This is a genomic window from Thermodesulforhabdus norvegica (genome assembly GCF_900114975.1).
Classification (GTDB): Bacteria; Desulfobacterota; Syntrophobacteria; order Syntrophobacterales; family Thermodesulforhabdaceae; genus Thermodesulforhabdus; species Thermodesulforhabdus norvegica.
In genome coordinates this window covers 1-16,856 of sequence record NZ_FOUU01000002.1, presented here as the reverse complement: position 1 = coordinate 16,856, position 16,856 = coordinate 1, and the positions used below count along the sequence as shown (strand labels likewise).

The following is a 16,856-nucleotide window of genomic DNA, read 5'->3' as shown; positions in this document are numbered from 1 at the left end:
TTATGTTAAAATAAACATATATGACGATTCGGAGAAGCCCTATGAAAATAGGACCCCACGACTTCGACCGATTCATCGACGAAATAAAAAAATTTCACGGTTCCGTCGCTCCCGGCGTGGTTATTGGGGGCTACATGGTGGAAGTAGCACGGCAGTCAATGCCTGAAAACGTTCTCTACAATGCCATCGTCGAAACACGCAAATGTTTGCCCGATGCCGTCCAGCTGCTCACACCCTGTACATTGGGTAACGGCCGACTGCGTGTAATTGACCTTGGACGATTTGCCCTGAGCCTCTATGACAGACGCACGGGCAGGGGGGTTCGGGTTTCAATTAACATGGATGAATTGGACAAATGGAGCGAAATCAGAGCCTGGCTTTTGAAAATCAAGCCGAAGAGCGAACAAGATACATCTCTGTTGCTGAAACAGATCCGAGAGGCCGGCCACGAACTATATCGAAGATCCTTTATAAGGATTTCAGACCGATTTAAAGAGCCCAAGATTAATAGACAAATTGGGATATGTCCTCAATGTGGAGAGCCCTACCCTGCGGAACATGGGCGCATATGTAAGGCCTGTCAGGGAGAATCACCTTATGTGTTTTCACAATCAGCACCCTTTCAGGATGCCGAAACCCTGCCGTTTCTTTGCAAGCTTCCCCTGCAACTCGCTGTCGGGCATACGGCCTTGCATGATATGACTCAAATAGTTCCCGGAGTCACCAAAGGAGCTGCCATCACCCGTGGTCAAAAGATCACTGCAAAAGATCTATGCCGGCTTCAGCATATGGGACGGCGCACCATCTACGTAGCCTGCGACGATTGGTCTTCGAATGGGTTCATCCACGAAGACGAAGCGGCCCTTGCTTTTGCCGAAGCCATGGCAGGTCCAGGAGTTCGCCTAAACTTGCCAGCCAGAGAAGGCAAAATCAATTTATTTGCCGACCGAGACGGCCTCCTGGTTGTCGAGGAGGATCGCCTGGAGCAGTTCAACATGATAGAGGGTGTAATGTGCGCAAGTCGCAAGGGTTATGTACCGGTAAATCACAATGAGATTGTTGCGGGCACTCGTGCCATCCCTCTCTTCTTGGCCCGCAAAACCTTTGACAGGGCCATGGCAGTTCTGGAAAAGGGTCCCTTTTTTAAGATACTGCCCCTGCGGCCCTCCCGCGTAGGCATTGTGATTACCGGAAATGAGGTCTTTGAAGGGCTTATCCAGGACAGTTTCACGCCCCTCATAACGGCCAAGGTGGAAAGGTTTCAATGTAGGGTCATACAGAGCTGTATTGTGCCTGACGATAGGCTGGTCATTCGACAGACTGTACTAAAGCTAATAGACAGAGGCGCTGAGCTCATTGTAGTGACTGCCGGTCTATCCGTTGATCCTGATGATGTAACAAGATGTGGGCTCATAGATGCAGGAGCTGAGGACATAATTTACGGGGCGCCAATCCTACCGGGAGCCATGACACTGATAGCCCGCATAGGCGATATTCCCATAATAGGCGTCCCCGCCTGTGCCTTATACTTTAAGACCACCAGTTTTGACCTGTTGTTGCCACGATTGCTTGCCGGGATACCTGTAACCCGAAAGGATCTGGCCCGTCTGGGGCATGGCGGTTTGTGCCTGAACTGCAAAACCTGCACATATCCCAGGTGTTCCTTCGGTCGCTAAAGTGCAAAAGAATGGATTGCCGGTATTTAAAATATGTGGATTGCTTCGGGAGGTATTACCACCGTTATATACTGCCCTTCCGATATCCCCATGTTCAGGGCCATAGCCATAGGAACATGGACGGTAAACTGAACAGAGCTAACTTTTACAGTAATCTCACAGGTAAAACCTTTTTTAGCGCAACTCGTAACCGTGCCTGAGAACACGTTGATCTGTGCCACTGATGAATCTAATCTCGGCACTATCCTAATGAGTTCCGGCCTAAAAGCCAGCTTACCAATCTTCCGGTCCTCAGGTTTAGGAGGTTGAATTAACAAACCATTAATAAAAGCATGGGTGCCGTCAAATCGGGCATCGAAGACATTTCTCATCCCCACAAAATGTGCCACAAAAACGGTAGCAGGACGTTGGAAGATGTCCCATAAGTTACCCACTTGCTCTAGCCCCCCCTTATTCATAACAGCTCCCCGGGTACCCAGAGAAAGGGCCTCGGTAAAGTCATGGGTCACCATAATAAAAGTGGCACCCGTGTATTCCCATATATCCTTTAACAACATGCCCATTTCATCACGAAACGATGGATCCAGTGCGGAAAGCGGTTCATCCATAAGCAGCAATGAAGGTCGCACAGCCAGAGCCCTGGCCAAAGCTACACGTTGCTTCTCGCCGCCGCTGAGGTTAACGGGCTTTCTATGTAATAGGTGGCGAATGCCGAGTTTTTCAACCAGACGGGCAACATAACTTGTTGTGCTTTTCACATCACGATCTCGAAACTTAAGCCCATATTCTATATTTTCTTTGACGGTAAGGTGCGGGAAAAGGGCCTGATCCTGATATACGATGCTTATCCCGCGTTTTTCAGGGGGTAGTTTTGTCACATCCCGGTCGTTAATTAAGACTCGACCAGATGTTACAGGAACAAGCCCGGCAATGGCTTCTAAAACGAGGGTCTTTCCAGCACCAGTAGGTCCCATAAGAACAAAAAACTCTCCTTTATTTACCGTAAAACTGATGGGCCCTACCTGAAAGAATCGAAGTGAGATATACAAATTATCAATCAAAATCATTATTGTTCTTTAGGGTTATCCAGCGAACTACTATAAATAGAACCATACATACCCCTACAAGTAACACTGCCACAGGCTGAGAATACCTAAGACCATAACTTTCGAAACGTTCGTATATCAACACGGGGGCTGTAACCGGATGATAGGCTATAACAACCACCGCACCGAATTCGCTAATAGCCCTGGCACCGCTCATGATTAATCCCGCAACAACGCTACGCCAGCTTAAAGGGAGCGTGACTCGCAAAAACGTGCTTGCCATGGAAGCCCCTAGGCTTCTCGACACATTCTCTAGCCTTGGAGAAACTGCTTCAAATCCGTCTCTTACCGTGTTTATGTAAAAGGGAAAACTGACGAAAGTAAGTACTATAACTATACCGGTAACACTACCCATTATTCTAATTCCTGCGTCTAGCAGAATTTTCCCTATAATATGATCCCTACCGACTACCCCCAATACGGCAATTCCCACTACTGGATGTGGGATCACCACGGGAAGATCTATCACGGCCTCCACCAATCTCTTACCCAGGAAATTAAACCTGGCCATCAGGTAAGCCAGAGGCGTTCCGAAAACAAAGACAATAAACGCCGAAATCCCTGAAGCAATTAAACTCAATCGGATTGAGTTAATGACATCCCTATCTTTTACTGTTTTAAGCAAAACATCAGCCGATGACGATGTGACCAGCTCAAGCAAAGGTAGAAAAATACAAACCAAGACAACGCACCCACAATATAAATTTATTCGGTAAAAAAGCCCCTTAGGAATCATGGAACATCCGACCAATTACCGATCCACATCCACGAGGGCTCTAAGGACCTCGGGTAGTTTGTCCTTCACATCCTGAGATGAAACCTTACAAGGTATAAGAGGAGGTTGTCCCATTGCTTTCAGAATTTTTAAACCACCCTTTGGATCCAGCATATAGGCCAAAAAAGCGATAGCAGCTTTTCGGTTGGGGGCGGATCTCAGAAGCGTAATTCCATAGGTACAAGATTTCCCTTTCATTTCAATGAAAGAGCCCGGCTTTTCACCTGCAACCCGAACCACAGCCTGAGCATAAAAGGGATCATAAGCATAATTACCTAAGTTGATCTGGTCAGGTAGAGTAACATACTTTAAGCCATGTTGAACGGCCACAGACAGGTACTCCCAAGCATAATCCATGTTGCCTGTCTGAAGGAGACTTACAAGTTCGACGGATTTTGGTCGAATCTGAGGCCGATTGGAAAGAAGTTTGTTATACAGTCCCGGAAGCCTATAATACTTTTCAGCGAGTTGCATCACCATCAGAGCCCGATAACCGCAGGGGTCCAAATTAGGGTCAGAATGTCCCCATACAACATCTTTACGCTGAAGGATCTGATACCAGTTCCGGGCATTTATTTGAGTTGCGTAGCGACTTTTCTTGGTATAGCACAGAACAAGCTGATTCGAGGCAAAGCGGATATTCCAATCTGCATATAGAGGAATAAGAATCTTGTCAATTACTTCATAATCAGCTGAAGCCATAATATCGCATGGCTTATGCAACTCCGAAATCTTTCTTGCAGCCTCCACACTGCCGCTGGCTTCACGGACTATGTCAATTTCGGGGTGGGCTTCTTCGAAGGCCCTCTCCATAGCTTCGAAGGGAACAGAAAGACTACCCGCATGAAAAATAATGACCCGACCCTGTAGCTTTTCACCCGCCCAAGAGTAATGAATGATTACCCCCAGAAGCGCTGTGTAAAATACCATCACCATTATCAACGCCTTAAGAGATCTCATTCCCATCCCTCCAATAATTATTAGTTACTTTATGACACTTGAAATGTCTTACTGCGTTATATGTCATTTTAAGCATATATCAAGGCATCTGGAGGAAGTCAACAAAAATCTAGGAAAGCTTTGGAATTGACGAAGTTCAAAGCAAATGCTACGTGTTTATGTCGCTTTGAGCATAACTAAAGAAAACTGCATAAAGACCCTCAATGGAGCCTTAACAATGGCAAGGGGCAATAGAGATTGCCATCATGATACAACACATGCCCAAACAAAAAAGCCGTTGAAAGTTCGTATGAGGATCCATCTGTGGCTGGAAGCCGAAGAAGGCCAGATTTTCGGTCTGGGCCGGGCACAACTACTGGCCAGGATTGCCGTCCACGGTTCACTTAAAAGGGCAGCAGAAGACCTGGGTATGTCCTATAGAGCCGCCTGGGGAAAGGTTAAGAAAACCGAAGATGTCATAGATGCCAGACTCATAAAACGAAGCGGCACCAGGAGGGATGGATACGAACTCACCGAATTTGGCCGGAACTTACTGGATTCCTTTAACATCTGGTTCGGCGAGGTAGAAGAGATAGCACTTCAGAAAGCCAGAACGCTATTCCCCTGGAGTATTGAAAAATACGGCGACGAATAATTAAAATCGAAAAAACATAACATTACCGCCAAATCCAGGGCGGCTTTTTCCCTCTTCGGGTTCAAGACCCTTCTAAACCGATGGGACGTTGCAGCAGGCCATTACCGGACAGAGCCGGCAATCGCCTCGGTTCTCTCCGTTATTTCTCGGCCTTTCCGAAGACCTCTGGAGGCCGCTCGGTACTTCCCGTGGCATTGGGATAGTCGGGAGCTCTATAAGCCTTCTTCCCCGTCTCCAGAAGATGCCTGGCCTCTTCCATAAAAGCATTGTAGCGCTTCTTGCACTCATAAAAGCCGTGCCACCAGGCATAATCGGGGGCCATCATGGCTGCTCCCATTCGGGCTCTCCTGCCTTCATGATGCCATAGCTCATAGAACTCAACCTCAAGCCTCTCGTCGAAAAACTTCGTCTTGTCCAGCAGTCCCTTCTCATACAGTCTGTCCAGCATCTCTTTGGCAGGTTTAAAATAAACCTCGTTGTATTCCCGAATTACCGCATCCATCTTCGCGTAATGATCTTCCACCCATGTTTTCCCATGACACTGCATGCATATAGCCTGCATCTTCTGCCGCTCCACCTCCCAGTTGGTCTTTGCCGGAAAGGCCTGGAATTCCGAAGGACGCACCGTGAGAGGAGCCTGGGTCTCCCAGGAGAGCCGTTCCGTTACGTCATGGGAGGTGAGAACGGTACCTGCACCGGAGATGTGACAGGATGCACAGGTTGGTCCCCTGAAATCCACTCCCGGAGTCCAGGTTCCCGGAGCAGCATCCCAATTATAACCGTCTCCAAAGGCGGTGTATATGTCCCCGTGCTTGGATTCCATGTAGATCTCGATCTGGGGATGATCCGGTCCGAGATGGCACTGCCCGCAGGCCTCCGGCTTTCTCGCTTCCATCACGGAGAATCTATGCCTGGTATGACAGCTCGTGCAACTTCCACGACTGCCGTCGAGATTTACACGCCCCACGCCGACGTTCGGCCAGGTAGCGGGATCAAGTCTTCCATCCTTCATCCTCAGCACCGACCCGTGGCAGTGGAAACAACCAGACTGCCTTTCAACGTCGCTGTTCATCCCCAATTTAAGCCATGGGTCAATTTTCCATATTATTTCAATCGTGTTTGCGTGTTTGCTTCTCGAATACTGGGTTACCTCATCAGGATGGCATCGCGAACAATCCTTAGGGGTTACGACGGCCGAAACGGGAACCCGATATTCCTTGCGCCCATAAGGGGTATCGTTTCTTTCATACTGTTTGTAATGATCCACGCTGACATCGGGATCAAACTCCTCAGCCCTGTGACAATCTATACAGGTTATAGCAGCGCTGGCATGCCTGCTGTTAGCCCAATCTGCAAAAATCCCGGGGCTCTCCCGCCTGTGACACTCAATACAGGCAATACCCTCAGGCGGGATACTGCGTTCTATTCGAAATTCCTTGACTTTAGGGGTATTTATCCCCGTTTCAGAAAACGACGGGATTGCGCAAAGTAAGAAAAGGCAAAAAGACACCATACCCAAGGCCCTTATCCCACTCATGCCATTCCCTCCCCGGTTATTCACGAACCATAACCAATAACATCTTAAAGGGTTTAACCGCCCTGACCGAATGGGGTTCCCCTGCGGGGAGCATCATCATTTCCCCGGAGTTAACCCTGTGAACAGTGTCCGATAAAGTTATCTCAGCTTCGCCGTCTACAACAAAAACAAGAGCATCAAAAGGTGCAGTATGCTCGCTTAAACCCTGCCCTTCGTCAAAGGCAAAAACCGTCACGGTACCGGACTTTTTCTGAACGATTGCCCGGCTTACAATAGAACCCTCTTGATAATCAACCAGATCTGTCAAGGGAACGACCGGAGTTCCGTCCTTTTTCATATTTCCCTCCGGGGTTTAAAACCTGTAAACAAATTGAGACCTATCTAAATGAACCAAGTTTTTATGACAGTCGAAACACTTCTTTTCATAGCCTTTACGAGGGTAAATAACACTTCGATGGGCAAGCATGGCTCCCCGCTTATGGGGCATGTAGAGGATATTGCGATGACATTTTAAACACTGGTCGTTTTTTATGGTCTCATAGGCCCGATTTCTTGATTTTTCACGGCTATAAGAATCGGAGCCTTTTACGAAGTGAACAAATATATCCTTGGCACCGTGTAAGGTCTTTGCGTAAAAGAATTCCACGGTGTCGTGGGGCGCAGGCAAATGACAGTCCATGCAGTCCGCAACAACACCCTGACCGTTGTTCACGTGAGTGGACGTCTTCCAGGCGTTATAGGCAGGCTGGATTTCATGACAGCTTGCACAAAAGCCTGGAGTAGATGTTCGGACCATCGTGTAATAGGTCATGGAAAACAGCGGAAAACCGAGGAAGATACCCAGGGCCACAAGCAACATTGCCTTAACTTTCCGGCTCATCGGATTACCTTTTTACTTCCCTTCAGGTAAAAAAATCAGACCGTTACAGATTCTCTAAATACTCGCCATGCCTGTTTGGCGTACTCCGTAAAGTCGAACTCTCCTTCGCTTGTGTGCCATAGAATAGCCGCAGGCTGGACTATTCCGAGAAACATAAGCGCCACCGCTTCAGGATCGAGATCCTTCCTGATCTCACCTTCATCCTGACCTCGTTTAACAAGCCCTGCAATTCTTCCAACATGTTCCCGAATTATCTCGCCCAGCACTTTCCTGCGCGCTCTGCTATCACCAACAATTTCTTCAGAAAAGAGAACCCGGGGGATTGCACCATGAGCTTTGATCATATTCACATGCCTGTTCAACAGTTCATCCAGTGCAGACAGAGCCGAAAAATGATGACCAACGGCATCCTCAAAATGCTCTCTTAAATTTTCTCTTACGAAGCCGAGAATAGCGTCCAGCAACTCTTCCTTGCTTCTGAAATGCCGGTATAGTGCAGAAGGAACCACCCCGACTTCCGAAGCCAACCGGCTGATACTCAGGCTGCTCAAACCCTCAGACTGCACAATACGTAAAGCCGCTTCTATGAATTCTCTGCGCCTGTCCGCTTCAGACCCTCCAATCCCCTGTGAAGTCTTATTCACGTTACCAACTTATGGAAGTCCTGTCAAATCGAAAGGAAGGTCTCACAGAGTCAACAGGAATTCTATTATGGCTTTTTTGTGTTCTTCAGAAAGGCCTTGAAAAGACGGCATCGTACCGTAGGGGTTGTTCAGCTGATCCAGAAGGTTTTCACGGGTCACCGGCCTACCGCTTAAAGGAAGGTTATTAAGCCGGGAAAGCCCTTTAAGACCGGGACCGATTTTCCGATCCGAGCTATCCGAATAGTGACATCCGGCACACAGGGAATTGAAGATGGATTGACCTTTCTTTACCAGATCCCTTTTCTGCGAATCGGCGTGCACATGACCACTGCCACTATGAGCCAGAAAATACGTACCCGACGAAAGGACAAGAGTGGTCATTAGAGATGCAAAAATAACCATACCAAGGCCCGGAACAAATGAATACAGTTTTCTGTAACTCCTTACTATTAAAATTTTCACCATCATCAGAAAAAGCAGGATTAAAGCCGTAAGAGCATGAACGGCTCCCCGGGGAGTCATCGCACCAGAGGTTTGTTTAATAAGATATACACAAAGCAGGGAGATAAATAACATCCAGAGAAATCCCATCCACCCAACAGTTTTGTGGAGTTTTCTCAGCACCTGAGGATTTGAGGTTTTGTTCTGCCTCCCTAAAACCTCAAAGATAACGAGCATGTTAAAAATGCCCACGCCGAACAAAGGCAGTGAGAGCCAGGCCTTCAACTTAATCAATCCTTCCATTCCCGACTGCTCCGCTGCTCACTTTGCAACATGCAAAAATCTCCAGTCGGCATTCCTGTGTACCCCGTGACATTTTATGCATCCCTCCATCCTGCCGGCAGCCATTATCTCACCGTTGGGCCCGTACTTTGCCCAAAACCAGTCGCCCCCGTCCGGATTAAAACCTTTAACCCTGTACATCGGGGTTACGGCCATAAGTGTTTTTTTATCCTCGGCATAGTTCTCCTTAACTATTATGGCCCCATAAGGCATGGGTTTGCCTTCAAGAGCAGCCCTGTAGGCCAGATCGTTGACATATACTTTCAAAAAAGCCCCATGAGGACTCGTGCCCCTGTAAAGACCCTCCTTCCCCGGGAAAAAATTCCATGTTCGATAGGGATTTTCCTCAACTATGTATTTCCAAAATTCAGGGCCCTTCGGCTCCGGCATACCATCACCGGCCATACCGTGCATCATGCAGCCGGACAAGAAAATAAAAAAAGCAAAGCTCACAAAAGGCATTTTCACACCCTCCTGGTGACCAAAAATTCACATGTTCGGATTATATTTTCCAGATCGCTAATCACTTTTTAACAATAATTCGGAAAAGGTCAAGGTTACTTCTGAATAATCAACGCTTTCTATAAGGACTTGACCCGGTGCTCACTTTAAATTCTAATGTGATAGAACATTCACGCAAAAAAGGAGGTAAGCAAAATGGAGGGAACCAGGGTATCCTATCATGATAGTGTACGAAAAATGGTCGAGCGCCTGCGCAGTGACGGGATCACCAATCTCTGGGATCGATATGTTTCTCAGGGTCTTGGAGACAACCCGGACAAGAGATGTCCTTTCTGTATGGCAGGAGTGCGCTGTGATCTTTGTTCTAACGGCCCATGTCGTGCCGATGCTGCCAAAGATAAACGGGGAGTATGCGGAATAACCGCCGATGGTATGGCAATGCGTATGATGGCTCTAAGAAACGTCATGGGCGCCTCTACCTATCATTACCACACGGAGCAGACCGTAAGAACACTGAAAGCCACCGCCCTGGGAAAGACGCCCTTTTCCATATCAGAACCTTCTAAACTTCGAACATTTGCCACCAGACTGGGTATAAACACAAACGGATCAGATGCCGAGGTAGCGCTCAGGCTCTGTGACTTCGTCCAGACCGACTTTCAGCGGCCTTCTCATGAGCCAAGCCTTATCGTGTCGCAACTTGCCCCCCGGGAACGCCAGAAGGTCTGGAAAGATCTGGGCATCTTCCCCGGTGGTATATATGCCGAGATGCTCCGTGTAACAAGCTCCTGTCTGACCAACGTGGACGGATATTTTGCAAGCCTGGCCCTTAAAGCCATGAGAATGTCTATAGCCATGGCTTACCAGAGTCAGATTGTAAACGAATACTGTCAGGACATTCTGTTCGGTATTCCCAGGCCTCACCGCATGCGGGTTGATCTGGGCGTTTTAGATCCTGATTACGTTAACGTCGTACCTAACGGCCATGAACCATTTATAGGATTCGCCCTCGTCCAGGCTGCCCGGAAACCCGAGTGGCAGGAGAAAGCGAAAAAAGCGGGAGCCAGGGGTATCCGGGTTATAGCCAGCATAGAAACCGGGCAGGAGATGATACAGCGATGGGCAATGGATGACGTATTTTACGGCTTTACCGGAAACTGGATCATGCAGGAACCTTTGCTGGCGAGCGGCTGCATTGATCTCTTCGCCTGCGATATGAACTGTTCACTTCCCGTAGATCCCATCTATGCAGAAAAATATCACTTCAAGCTTGTGCCGGTAAGCGACCTTGTTGCCTTCGAAGGGGTATCGGATCGAATCGATTATATACCCGAAGAGGTTGAGCAACAGGCTGAACGCCTGCTTGAGATGGCCATAGAGAATTTCCCGGAAAGAAGAAGAAAGGTAAGTCCCGTCACGGGCCTCAGGATGGGTGAAGCCGTCGTAGGATTTTCGACCGAAAGCATCCTTGATGCCCTTGGAGGCAGCCTGGATCCCCTTTTAGGGGCTATCAAAGAAGGCTCAATACGAGGAGTTGCGGGATTCGTTTCCTGTACTACCCTACGGGATACCGGACAGGATGTACACAGTGTCAGAATGGCCCGGGAGCTTATTGCAAGAGACATTCTTGTTCTGTCCATGGGATGTGGAAATGCCGCCCTTCAGGTTGCAGGCCTGTGCCTGCCGGAAGCCAGAGAGCTGGCAGGCCCCGGACTTAAGAAGGTGTGCGAAGCCCTGGGTATTCCGCCGGTTCTGAGTTACGGGACCTGCACCGACACGGGACGCTGTGCAGATCTGCTCTTTACCGTCTCAGAAGCTCTGGGCGGCGTTCCGATACCCGATCTTCCCGTTGTAGCCGTTGCGCCTGAATACATGGAGCAGAAGGCAACTATCGACGCAATCTTCGCCCTGGCCTTCGGTCTCTATACCTACGTGAATCCGGTTCCACCGGTAACGGGAGCTCCCAATCTCGTTAAACTGCTCACGGAGGATCTTCGCGAGGTCACCGGGGGATTATTAAACGTAAACCCCGATCCCGTCCAGGCAGCCGAAGCCCTGCTCGGTCACATTGAAAGTAACAGAAAGAAACTCGGAATCTAATGAGAAAGAAGCCGGCCCCGCAGCCGGCTTCCAAATAACCCGAAAGGAGGCAAAACCATGTCAAGACGCCTTTACCTTGATGAAGACTGCTGCGTGGGTTGTGGCACCTGTGCAGAACTCTGTCCGGAAGTATTTGAAATGGACGAAGAAAACGAGAAGGCCCGCCTCGTAAAACCCGAAGGTGGGGATGAAGACTGCATTGAAGAGGCCATCGCCTCATGTCCCGAAGAATGTATCGGGTGGGAGGAATAGCCATGTTTTCTCGTGAAAAACAAAAGGCTCTTGATATTCTGGAACGGGAACATCAGGTCATACTGGGCATGCTGTCGGTGCTGGACCGCATATGCAGTACCGGCAGGCCAATAGATGACGAGTTCCTGGAGGATATGGAAAAGATTATCGCCTTTTTCAAAGAGTTTGCTGACCGCTGCCATCACGGCAAAGAAGGGGCTCTGTTATTCCCCGCTCTGGAAGTTCACGGAACGGAAGAGGTGAAACTTGCCGTAAAGGAGCTTTCGGATCAGCACGTTAAGGGCAGGAAGCTGGTAGCCCAAATGAAGAACGCTCTGGAGGAAATGAAAAAAGGAAACCAGGCCGCCCTCGAAGGGTTTTGTAAATCCGCAAAAGAGTACGGTGATTTTCTCAGGGGACACATAGCTGCGGAAGATGAAGATCTCTTTTTAACGGCCCGTTCTCTCCTTCCGGATCTGGAGCAGGATAGGCTTGTCCGGGAATTTGAGAGAGTTGAGCACGAGGAAATAGGTCAGGGTGTCCATGAAAGATTACACAGGGTCGCCCATGAGATGTCCGAGAAGTACAGAGATTAATGAGGAGGCTCTCATGCATTATCAGATTGCCAGCGGAGTTTTCTGGGTAGGAGCTCTGGATCAGGACAGGCGCCTTTTCGACAGCTTAATACCGCTGCCTGACGGTACCAGCTATAACGCTTACCTCGTAAAGGGCTCCCACAAAACGGCCCTTATAGATACGGTGGATCCCTCTAAAACCGAAATACTGATCAACAATCTGGAAGATATTCCCCACATCGATTATGTGATCTCTCACCATGCGGAACAGGATCACTCGGGAAGTCTGCCTGTCATCATGGACCGGTATCCTGAATGTCAACTATTGTGCTCCGAGAAAGCCAGGGAGATGCTTCTGGATCTCCTCGACATCCCCGCGGGTAGAATCCGCGTGGTTGCAGATGGAGAAAGCCTGTCCCTCGGAAACAAAACCCTTCACTTTATTTACACTCCCTGGGTTCACTGGCCTGAAACCATGGTTACGTTCCTTGAAGAAGAAGGCATCCTTTTCAGCTGCGATTTCTTCGGATCTCACCTGGCAACCACAGATATTATGCAAGATGGTAACCATTCAGTCCTGGAAGCGGCAAAAAGATACTTCGCCGAAATCATGATGCCTTTCAGGCATATCATTCAGAAAAATCTGCAAAAGCTTGCTTCGCTGAACATAAGACTTATCGCTCCAAGTCATGGGCCTGTTCATGTAAATCCAAGAGGGATTTTAGATGCTTACGCCGGGTGGTCCTCCGGAAATGTCAAGAATCTGGTTATTATTCCTTTTGTTACGATGCACGAAAGCACAAGAATGCTGGTGGATTGGCTTACAGAGGAGCTGGTTTCTCGAAATATCCCCGTTGAGCAGTTTAACCTAACCGTGTCCGATCCGGGCAGGCTGGCAATGGCTCTTCTTGATGCGGCCACGGTCATTATAGGGACACCCACGATGCTTGCAGGCCCTCATCCTCTCGCCGCTTATGCTGCTGTTGTTGCAAACGCCCTGAGGCCTCCAACCCGATTTATCGGAATCATCGGGTCTTACGGCTGGGGAGGGAAAACGGTTGAGACTCTCAGAGCCCTCTTGAGTAATATGAGAGCCGAGTTTTTTGATCCCATTCTCGTTCAGGGAAAACCAAAAGCCGGTCACAGGGATGAGATCTCCAGGCTGGCGGAACTAATCAGGAAGAAACACATTTCAGCAGGATTGATTTGATTCAGGAAACAATGATGATTATTGTTTTTAAAAAATAAAAACTTCGGACAAAGGAGGGAACCATGACCTGCGCACATTGTACAACCGGCATAGACTCTACGGTGATATGTCAAAAGATCAGGGAGATTTATCCCGACATCGGAAGGTGTGGCATAGAGGTATCGGCTCAGTACGATGATCAGGCAAAGGCCTGGGCGGTAACGCTTTCCAAAGAGGGTCATACGCTGAAGACCTTTCTGGACGAAGAAGACATCAGGGCCTGTCAGGAAGGGCGGGAATGTATTCATCTGGGCACGCAGATTGAGCAATTGAAAAAGAACCTGGGTCTGACATAAGAAGAAGTATCGAAAAAGGGGAAAGCCATGAAAGACAGGAGAAGTTTACATTTAAAAGTGCAGGAAATGTGTGATTGCTACGCATCTACAGATCCACTAAAAGAAATGTCGGCCATGGAAAAATCGGCATCAGAAGACGTAGAAGAATCGGCAATAAAATGGCTTGCCCTTGCCATACTCCATGGAATAACCGAAGGAGCCGAAAAAATTTCCCTGACCCTTGAAGAAGACGGTTCCGTCAACGCTAAGGTCCAGTATCGCAAGGCTACTCTTCCTTCACCGCCTTCAGAAGTTGGGAAAAAAGCGGTCGAGATAATAAGACAGATTACCCACATTGAAACCCCGAAAGGAAAGCTACCTCTTGCGGTGGGCATTCGTGACAGCAGTACAGAAGTGATCATTAAGCTCAAGAAAGACAACGGAAAAGAAAAACTCACGATCAAATTTCCCGATTAGACCTATACACCGCAGGCTTCGGGTTTGAACCCGACCTGCGGTGTTTCTCCTTTATGCCGTTTTTATACCGTCATTCTGTGATAGATATTACCCAGTTTTAAAATCTAAAGATCGGGCAAATAGCGCAAAGTAACGGGTTCGTGACGGTAAGGCAAGAGGAGAGAAGATGGTTGCACTGACGATTACCCTCACGGCAGAGAAGTGGACATAATTCCAATGAGAAGGCCAGGCGTTATCAGGTCAGTCCCGAGGAGTTACTACGGATGAGCCTCGAAGAATTGCTCACCCGCCCGGATGAAGACTTTCAGCAGGCTATGGAGTATGTGCTTACCAAGAATGCCGAACTTAATCGAAGGCTGACGTAAGGCTGAAGGGTGATGCGCTACCTAACTCTCCATGAGGTCCTCGATTGTATCATCGGGTTATGGAGCAATCCGGGACGGCAATAAACGCATCGGCAATGCAGCCATGGAAACATTTCTAGGGCTGAACGGCTACGAGATAGAAGCTTCGGTTGATGAGCAGGAGCAGGTGATCGTGCAGGTGGCCTCGGGTGAAATGAGGCGAGAAGCGTTTACGGAGTGGTTGCGTGCCCACATTGTGCCAAGGATTCGAGCGGGGCAACCGGATTGAAAGCCCGACGTTCAGTAGCCTATCGGTTATAGCCGATCCGCCGACGGCATCGCCGGATTGGTGCTCGTCACCGGAGCTAGCGGCTACGTGGGCCGCCAACTCCCGCACCGTTGTTTCTCCTTTGTTTCTCCTTTATGCTCTTTTAATACCCTCACGGTCGATCAGCATGAACTTCCAGGGCGGGCCTATGTCATCGCTTATCTTTTCAACGGAGGAAATCCTCTTCTCAATCTCCTTCACCAGCTCTCCGACTCCCGCCCCTTCTTTCACCATCTGCATCAGGGTCACTTCCAGACTCATAATTCTCGGTACCGAGAAAACAGGGCCTACCTGCTCTCCGTCAAGGCTGGGCAATTTTTTCTTGTTCCATATCAGAAACATCTTGAAAGCATCTTCCGGAGCGTCATATCCTACAAGCAAAAAATGAATGTAATGAGTTGGATCAACGGGCACCACCTGACATTTCTTCCTCATAAAAGCTTCATACTCACCGGCCAGAAAGGCAACCAGAGCATGAAAAATCCGGTTAAGCTCCTCGAGACCCTCATCATGAATGAAGGCGGCTGCTTTTTTGGCCATTTCCACGGCCTCGGGCGCGCCTCCCGCGGCAATAAGAGCATTTTTCCCAACAGGAATAATCCTATCGACCTGAACATTGACAACTGACCCATCGGGACTCCAGCCCATGGCTCTCCCATCGGTCACAACAACGGCGCCGTCTCTGGCAATCGCTGCAGCTACAAAGGACATCTTTCTCCCTCCCTCAAACCGATTCTTTCATCTTTTCAAAAAGCAACTTCTGCATCTCCCGGGTAACCTCTTCTCTTGAACATTCAGCCAGGTCCCGGGCCAGTAACTCACCTGCCCGCCTGGCAGAGTTCATTAACTCCCGGTCTTTCCTGACGTCCGGTGCGAGCTCCTGCAGAACTTTATTTTTTGCTTCATCGCCGTAGAGCATGTAAGGTATTCCAACCTTGCACTCGTGACCGAAACCACAAGAGTAGCAGGAAGCGGCTCCTTGTCCTGTAACCCTGGCAACGGGTTTTATGAAGTTGTACATCATGTACATTTCTATTTCTTCGGCCGGAGGAACTCCCGATGTACCTCCTATTCCGACGGCAACGGCCCGTTTACCCCAAAGCAGATTGCCCTCACGATGCCTGAATTGAAACCATCGCTCCAGAAAGGCCCGGGTAAGGGCATTAATTCCCGAATAGTAGTTGGGCGCGCCGATTACGTAGGCATCCGCCTCCACGATTTTCTCTCTCAATTCCTCCATATCATCCTTAACCTTACATACGTTGTCTTCGGCACATTTCAGGCAGGCTATGCAACCACCTATTTTTTTTCCTCTGAGTGAAATAAGCTCGTAATCCAGCCCTGTTGCATCCAGAACCGCTTTAACGGTTTGATAGACACCAGATTGCTCTTCTTTTCTGGGACTTCCGGAAATACCCAAAATTTTCATAATGTTCCTCCCATCAGGTTTAGCACTTCGCTTTTGAGCTGGTAATAAAGAATCTTATTGTAATGACCCCTATGAATCAAGACCAAAATTCACGTTATTGAAAAGACGATGATCCTCCGTTGTTTATGGTTGGCGGAATCAAAGGGTCATACCCCTTCGGCCTTCGCTCCAGGCCTTGACAACCGGTTTTGGGCCTGATGAACGGAAGGCGGTTTTGGCGGTTGCACTGAGGAAAAGGCGTTGGCTGCTAGGCCCTTGTCCTTTTTCCATGATACCAGGCCCAAAACCGGCAAGCCCTTCGGGTTGTCAAGGCCGTTTCGCTCCGGCTTATGCCTCCGGCGGGGCGGTTCCCTAAGGAAAAGACGACAGAGCCCCTGAATTCGTCACGCTG

General features: G+C 48.8%; 20 protein-coding genes. 8 read left to right on the top strand and 12 right to left on the bottom strand.

The window, feature by feature from the left end; genetic code table 11:
• Nucleotides 1-41: 41 nt before the first annotated feature.
• A complete protein-coding gene (locus tag BM091_RS03650) occupies nucleotides 42-1,676 on the top strand; it encodes an FmdE family protein (RefSeq protein ID WP_093393575.1) in 1,635 nt (544 codons plus the stop codon).
• 26 nt (nucleotides 1,677-1,702) lie between these two features.
• On the opposite strand, the gene BM091_RS03645 is transcribed toward BM091_RS03650, so the two are convergent.
• The 3 genes from BM091_RS03645 to wtpA are packed head-to-tail and all read right to left on the bottom strand — an operon-like array spanning nucleotide 1,703 to nucleotide 4,523.
• Nucleotides 1,703-2,743 carry an ABC transporter ATP-binding protein gene (locus tag BM091_RS03645; protein WP_093393573.1) on the bottom strand — a complete coding sequence of 347 codons (1,041 nt, stop codon included), beginning with the start codon at nucleotides 2,741-2,743 and terminating at the stop codon, nucleotides 1,703-1,705.
• The gene (locus BM091_RS03640; RefSeq protein WP_093393572.1) at nucleotides 2,730-3,518 is read right to left on the bottom strand and encodes an ABC transporter permease; all 789 of its coding nucleotides are present in this window, start codon (nucleotides 3,516-3,518) and stop codon (nucleotides 2,730-2,732) included. Before BM091_RS03640 ends, BM091_RS03645 begins: the two co-directional genes overlap by 14 nt.
• Nucleotides 3,519-3,533: 15 nt before the next feature.
• Nucleotides 3,534-4,523: a tungstate ABC transporter substrate-binding protein WtpA gene (gene wtpA, locus BM091_RS03635; RefSeq protein WP_218148798.1), complete on the bottom strand. Its 990-nt coding sequence runs from the start codon at nucleotides 4,521-4,523 to the stop codon at nucleotides 3,534-3,536.
• A gap of 283 nt (nucleotides 4,524-4,806) precedes the next feature.
• On the opposite strand from wtpA, the gene BM091_RS03630 reads away from it, so the two are divergent.
• Complete coding sequence (locus BM091_RS03630) at nucleotides 4,807-5,151, top strand: winged helix-turn-helix domain-containing protein (RefSeq protein WP_218148797.1); 345 nt, start codon at nucleotides 4,807-4,809, stop codon at nucleotides 5,149-5,151.
• 139 nt (nucleotides 5,152-5,290) lie between these two features.
• Here BM091_RS03630 and BM091_RS03625 read toward each other — a convergent pair whose 3' ends face one another.
• From BM091_RS03625 to BM091_RS03600, 6 genes are read right to left on the bottom strand one after another with little or no spacing between them, the layout of a single operon-like run.
• The gene (locus BM091_RS03625) at nucleotides 5,291-6,664 is read right to left on the bottom strand and encodes a multiheme c-type cytochrome (RefSeq protein WP_093394253.1); all 1,374 of its coding nucleotides are present in this window, start codon (nucleotides 6,662-6,664) and stop codon (nucleotides 5,291-5,293) included.
• Nucleotides 6,665-6,704: 40 nt separating this feature from the next.
• Nucleotides 6,705-7,025: a cupin domain-containing protein gene (locus tag BM091_RS03620; RefSeq protein ID WP_093393567.1), complete on the bottom strand. Its 321-nt coding sequence runs from the start codon at nucleotides 7,023-7,025 to the stop codon at nucleotides 6,705-6,707.
• 15 nt (nucleotides 7,026-7,040) lie between these two features.
• Nucleotides 7,041-7,568, bottom strand: a complete 528-nt coding sequence (locus BM091_RS03615) for a NapC/NirT family cytochrome c (protein ID WP_093393566.1) — start codon at nucleotides 7,566-7,568, stop codon at nucleotides 7,041-7,043.
• A 35-nt stretch (nucleotides 7,569-7,603) separates the two neighbouring features.
• On the bottom strand, nucleotides 7,604-8,212 hold the full coding sequence (locus tag BM091_RS03610; RefSeq protein WP_093393564.1) for a TetR/AcrR family transcriptional regulator: 609 nt from the start codon (nucleotides 8,210-8,212) through the stop codon (nucleotides 7,604-7,606).
• A 42-nt stretch (nucleotides 8,213-8,254) separates the two neighbouring features.
• Nucleotides 8,255-8,956, bottom strand: a complete 702-nt coding sequence (locus BM091_RS03605) for a c-type cytochrome (RefSeq protein WP_093393563.1) — start codon at nucleotides 8,954-8,956, stop codon at nucleotides 8,255-8,257.
• An 18-nt stretch (nucleotides 8,957-8,974) separates the two neighbouring features.
• On the bottom strand, nucleotides 8,975-9,457 hold the full coding sequence (locus BM091_RS03600; protein WP_093393562.1) for a cytochrome P460 family protein: 483 nt from the start codon (nucleotides 9,455-9,457) through the stop codon (nucleotides 8,975-8,977).
• Between the two features lie 195 nt (nucleotides 9,458-9,652).
• Here BM091_RS03600 and cooS point away from each other — a divergent pair, with 195 nt between their 5' ends.
• From cooS to BM091_RS03570, 6 genes are all read left to right on the top strand, one after another.
• Nucleotides 9,653-11,557 (top strand): anaerobic carbon-monoxide dehydrogenase catalytic subunit, encoded by a 1,905-nt coding sequence (cooS, locus tag BM091_RS03595; RefSeq protein WP_093393560.1) that lies wholly within the window; start codon nucleotides 9,653-9,655, stop codon nucleotides 11,555-11,557.
• A 57-nt stretch (nucleotides 11,558-11,614) separates the two neighbouring features.
• Nucleotides 11,615-11,809 carry a ferredoxin gene (locus BM091_RS03590; RefSeq protein ID WP_093393559.1) on the top strand — a complete coding sequence of 65 codons (195 nt, stop codon included), beginning with the start codon at nucleotides 11,615-11,617 and terminating at the stop codon, nucleotides 11,807-11,809.
• Nucleotides 11,776-12,384 (top strand): hemerythrin domain-containing protein, encoded by a 609-nt coding sequence (locus tag BM091_RS03585; RefSeq protein WP_093393557.1) that lies wholly within the window; start codon nucleotides 11,776-11,778, stop codon nucleotides 12,382-12,384. Before BM091_RS03590 ends, BM091_RS03585 begins: the two co-directional genes overlap by 34 nt.
• 13 nt (nucleotides 12,385-12,397) lie before the next feature.
• The gene (locus BM091_RS03580) at nucleotides 12,398-13,573 is read left to right on the top strand and encodes an FprA family A-type flavoprotein (RefSeq protein ID WP_093393556.1); all 1,176 of its coding nucleotides are present in this window, start codon (nucleotides 12,398-12,400) and stop codon (nucleotides 13,571-13,573) included.
• Between the two features lie 62 nt (nucleotides 13,574-13,635).
• Nucleotides 13,636-13,908: a hypothetical protein gene (locus tag BM091_RS03575; RefSeq protein ID WP_093393554.1), complete on the top strand. Its 273-nt coding sequence runs from the start codon at nucleotides 13,636-13,638 to the stop codon at nucleotides 13,906-13,908.
• A 27-nt stretch (nucleotides 13,909-13,935) separates the two neighbouring features.
• Complete coding sequence (locus tag BM091_RS03570; protein WP_093393553.1) at nucleotides 13,936-14,364, top strand: hypothetical protein; 429 nt, start codon at nucleotides 13,936-13,938, stop codon at nucleotides 14,362-14,364.
• A 480-nt stretch (nucleotides 14,365-14,844) separates the two neighbouring features.
• Here BM091_RS03570 and BM091_RS14525 read toward each other — a convergent pair whose 3' ends face one another.
• Genes BM091_RS14525 through BM091_RS03550 form a run of 3 tightly spaced genes read right to left on the bottom strand, consistent with a single transcriptional unit; the run spans nucleotide 14,845 to nucleotide 16,465 of the window.
• The gene (locus BM091_RS14525; protein WP_177193514.1) at nucleotides 14,845-15,105 is read right to left on the bottom strand and encodes a hypothetical protein; all 261 of its coding nucleotides are present in this window, start codon (nucleotides 15,103-15,105) and stop codon (nucleotides 14,845-14,847) included.
• 24 nt (nucleotides 15,106-15,129) lie between these two features.
• The gene (locus BM091_RS03555; protein WP_093393552.1) at nucleotides 15,130-15,747 is read right to left on the bottom strand and encodes a hypothetical protein; all 618 of its coding nucleotides are present in this window, start codon (nucleotides 15,745-15,747) and stop codon (nucleotides 15,130-15,132) included.
• Between the two features lie 13 nt (nucleotides 15,748-15,760).
• Nucleotides 15,761-16,465 (bottom strand): flavodoxin family protein, encoded by a 705-nt coding sequence (locus BM091_RS03550; protein WP_093393550.1) that lies wholly within the window; start codon nucleotides 16,463-16,465, stop codon nucleotides 15,761-15,763.
• Nucleotides 16,466-16,856: the final 391 nt, after the last annotated feature.

Excerpts from the sequence above, each read along its gene's own strand:
- BM091_RS03600 (WP_093393562.1), bottom strand. The coding sequence starts at position 9,457 with ATGCCTTTTGTGAGCTTTGCTTTTTTTATTTTCTTGTCCGGCTGCATG.
- BM091_RS03580 (WP_093393556.1), top strand. The coding sequence starts at position 12,398 with ATGCATTATCAGATTGCCAGCGGAGTTTTCTGGGTAGGAGCTCTGGAT.
- BM091_RS03555 (WP_093393552.1), bottom strand. The coding sequence starts at position 15,747 with ATGTCCTTTGTAGCTGCAGCGATTGCCAGAGACGGCGCCGTTGTTGTG.
- BM091_RS03620 (WP_093393567.1), bottom strand. The coding sequence starts at position 7,025 with ATGAAAAAGGACGGAACTCCGGTCGTTCCCTTGACAGATCTGGTTGAT.
- BM091_RS03585 (WP_093393557.1), top strand. The coding sequence starts at position 11,776 with ATGTCCCGAAGAATGTATCGGGTGGGAGGAATAGCCATGTTTTCTCGT.
- BM091_RS03550 (WP_093393550.1), bottom strand. The coding sequence starts at position 16,465 with ATGAAAATTTTGGGTATTTCCGGAAGTCCCAGAAAAGAAGAGCAATCT.
- BM091_RS03570 (WP_093393553.1), top strand. The coding sequence starts at position 13,936 with ATGAAAGACAGGAGAAGTTTACATTTAAAAGTGCAGGAAATGTGTGAT.
- cooS (WP_093393560.1), top strand. The coding sequence starts at position 9,653 with ATGGAGGGAACCAGGGTATCCTATCATGATAGTGTACGAAAAATGGTC.
- BM091_RS03645 (WP_093393573.1), bottom strand. The coding sequence starts at position 2,743 with ATGATTTTGATTGATAATTTGTATATCTCACTTCGATTCTTTCAGGTA.
- BM091_RS03640 (WP_093393572.1), bottom strand. The coding sequence starts at position 3,518 with ATGATTCCTAAGGGGCTTTTTTACCGAATAAATTTATATTGTGGGTGC.
- BM091_RS03630 (WP_218148797.1), top strand. The coding sequence starts at position 4,807 with ATGAGGATCCATCTGTGGCTGGAAGCCGAAGAAGGCCAGATTTTCGGT.
- BM091_RS03590 (WP_093393559.1), top strand. The coding sequence starts at position 11,615 with ATGTCAAGACGCCTTTACCTTGATGAAGACTGCTGCGTGGGTTGTGGC.
- BM091_RS03615 (WP_093393566.1), bottom strand. The coding sequence starts at position 7,568 with ATGAGCCGGAAAGTTAAGGCAATGTTGCTTGTGGCCCTGGGTATCTTC.
- BM091_RS03625 (WP_093394253.1), bottom strand. The coding sequence starts at position 6,664 with ATGGTGTCTTTTTGCCTTTTCTTACTTTGCGCAATCCCGTCGTTTTCT.
- wtpA (WP_218148798.1), bottom strand. The coding sequence starts at position 4,523 with ATGGGAATGAGATCTCTTAAGGCGTTGATAATGGTGATGGTATTTTAC.
- BM091_RS03575 (WP_093393554.1), top strand. The coding sequence starts at position 13,636 with ATGACCTGCGCACATTGTACAACCGGCATAGACTCTACGGTGATATGT.
- BM091_RS03605 (WP_093393563.1), bottom strand. The coding sequence starts at position 8,956 with ATGGAAGGATTGATTAAGTTGAAGGCCTGGCTCTCACTGCCTTTGTTC.
- BM091_RS03650 (WP_093393575.1), top strand. The coding sequence starts at position 42 with ATGAAAATAGGACCCCACGACTTCGACCGATTCATCGACGAAATAAAA.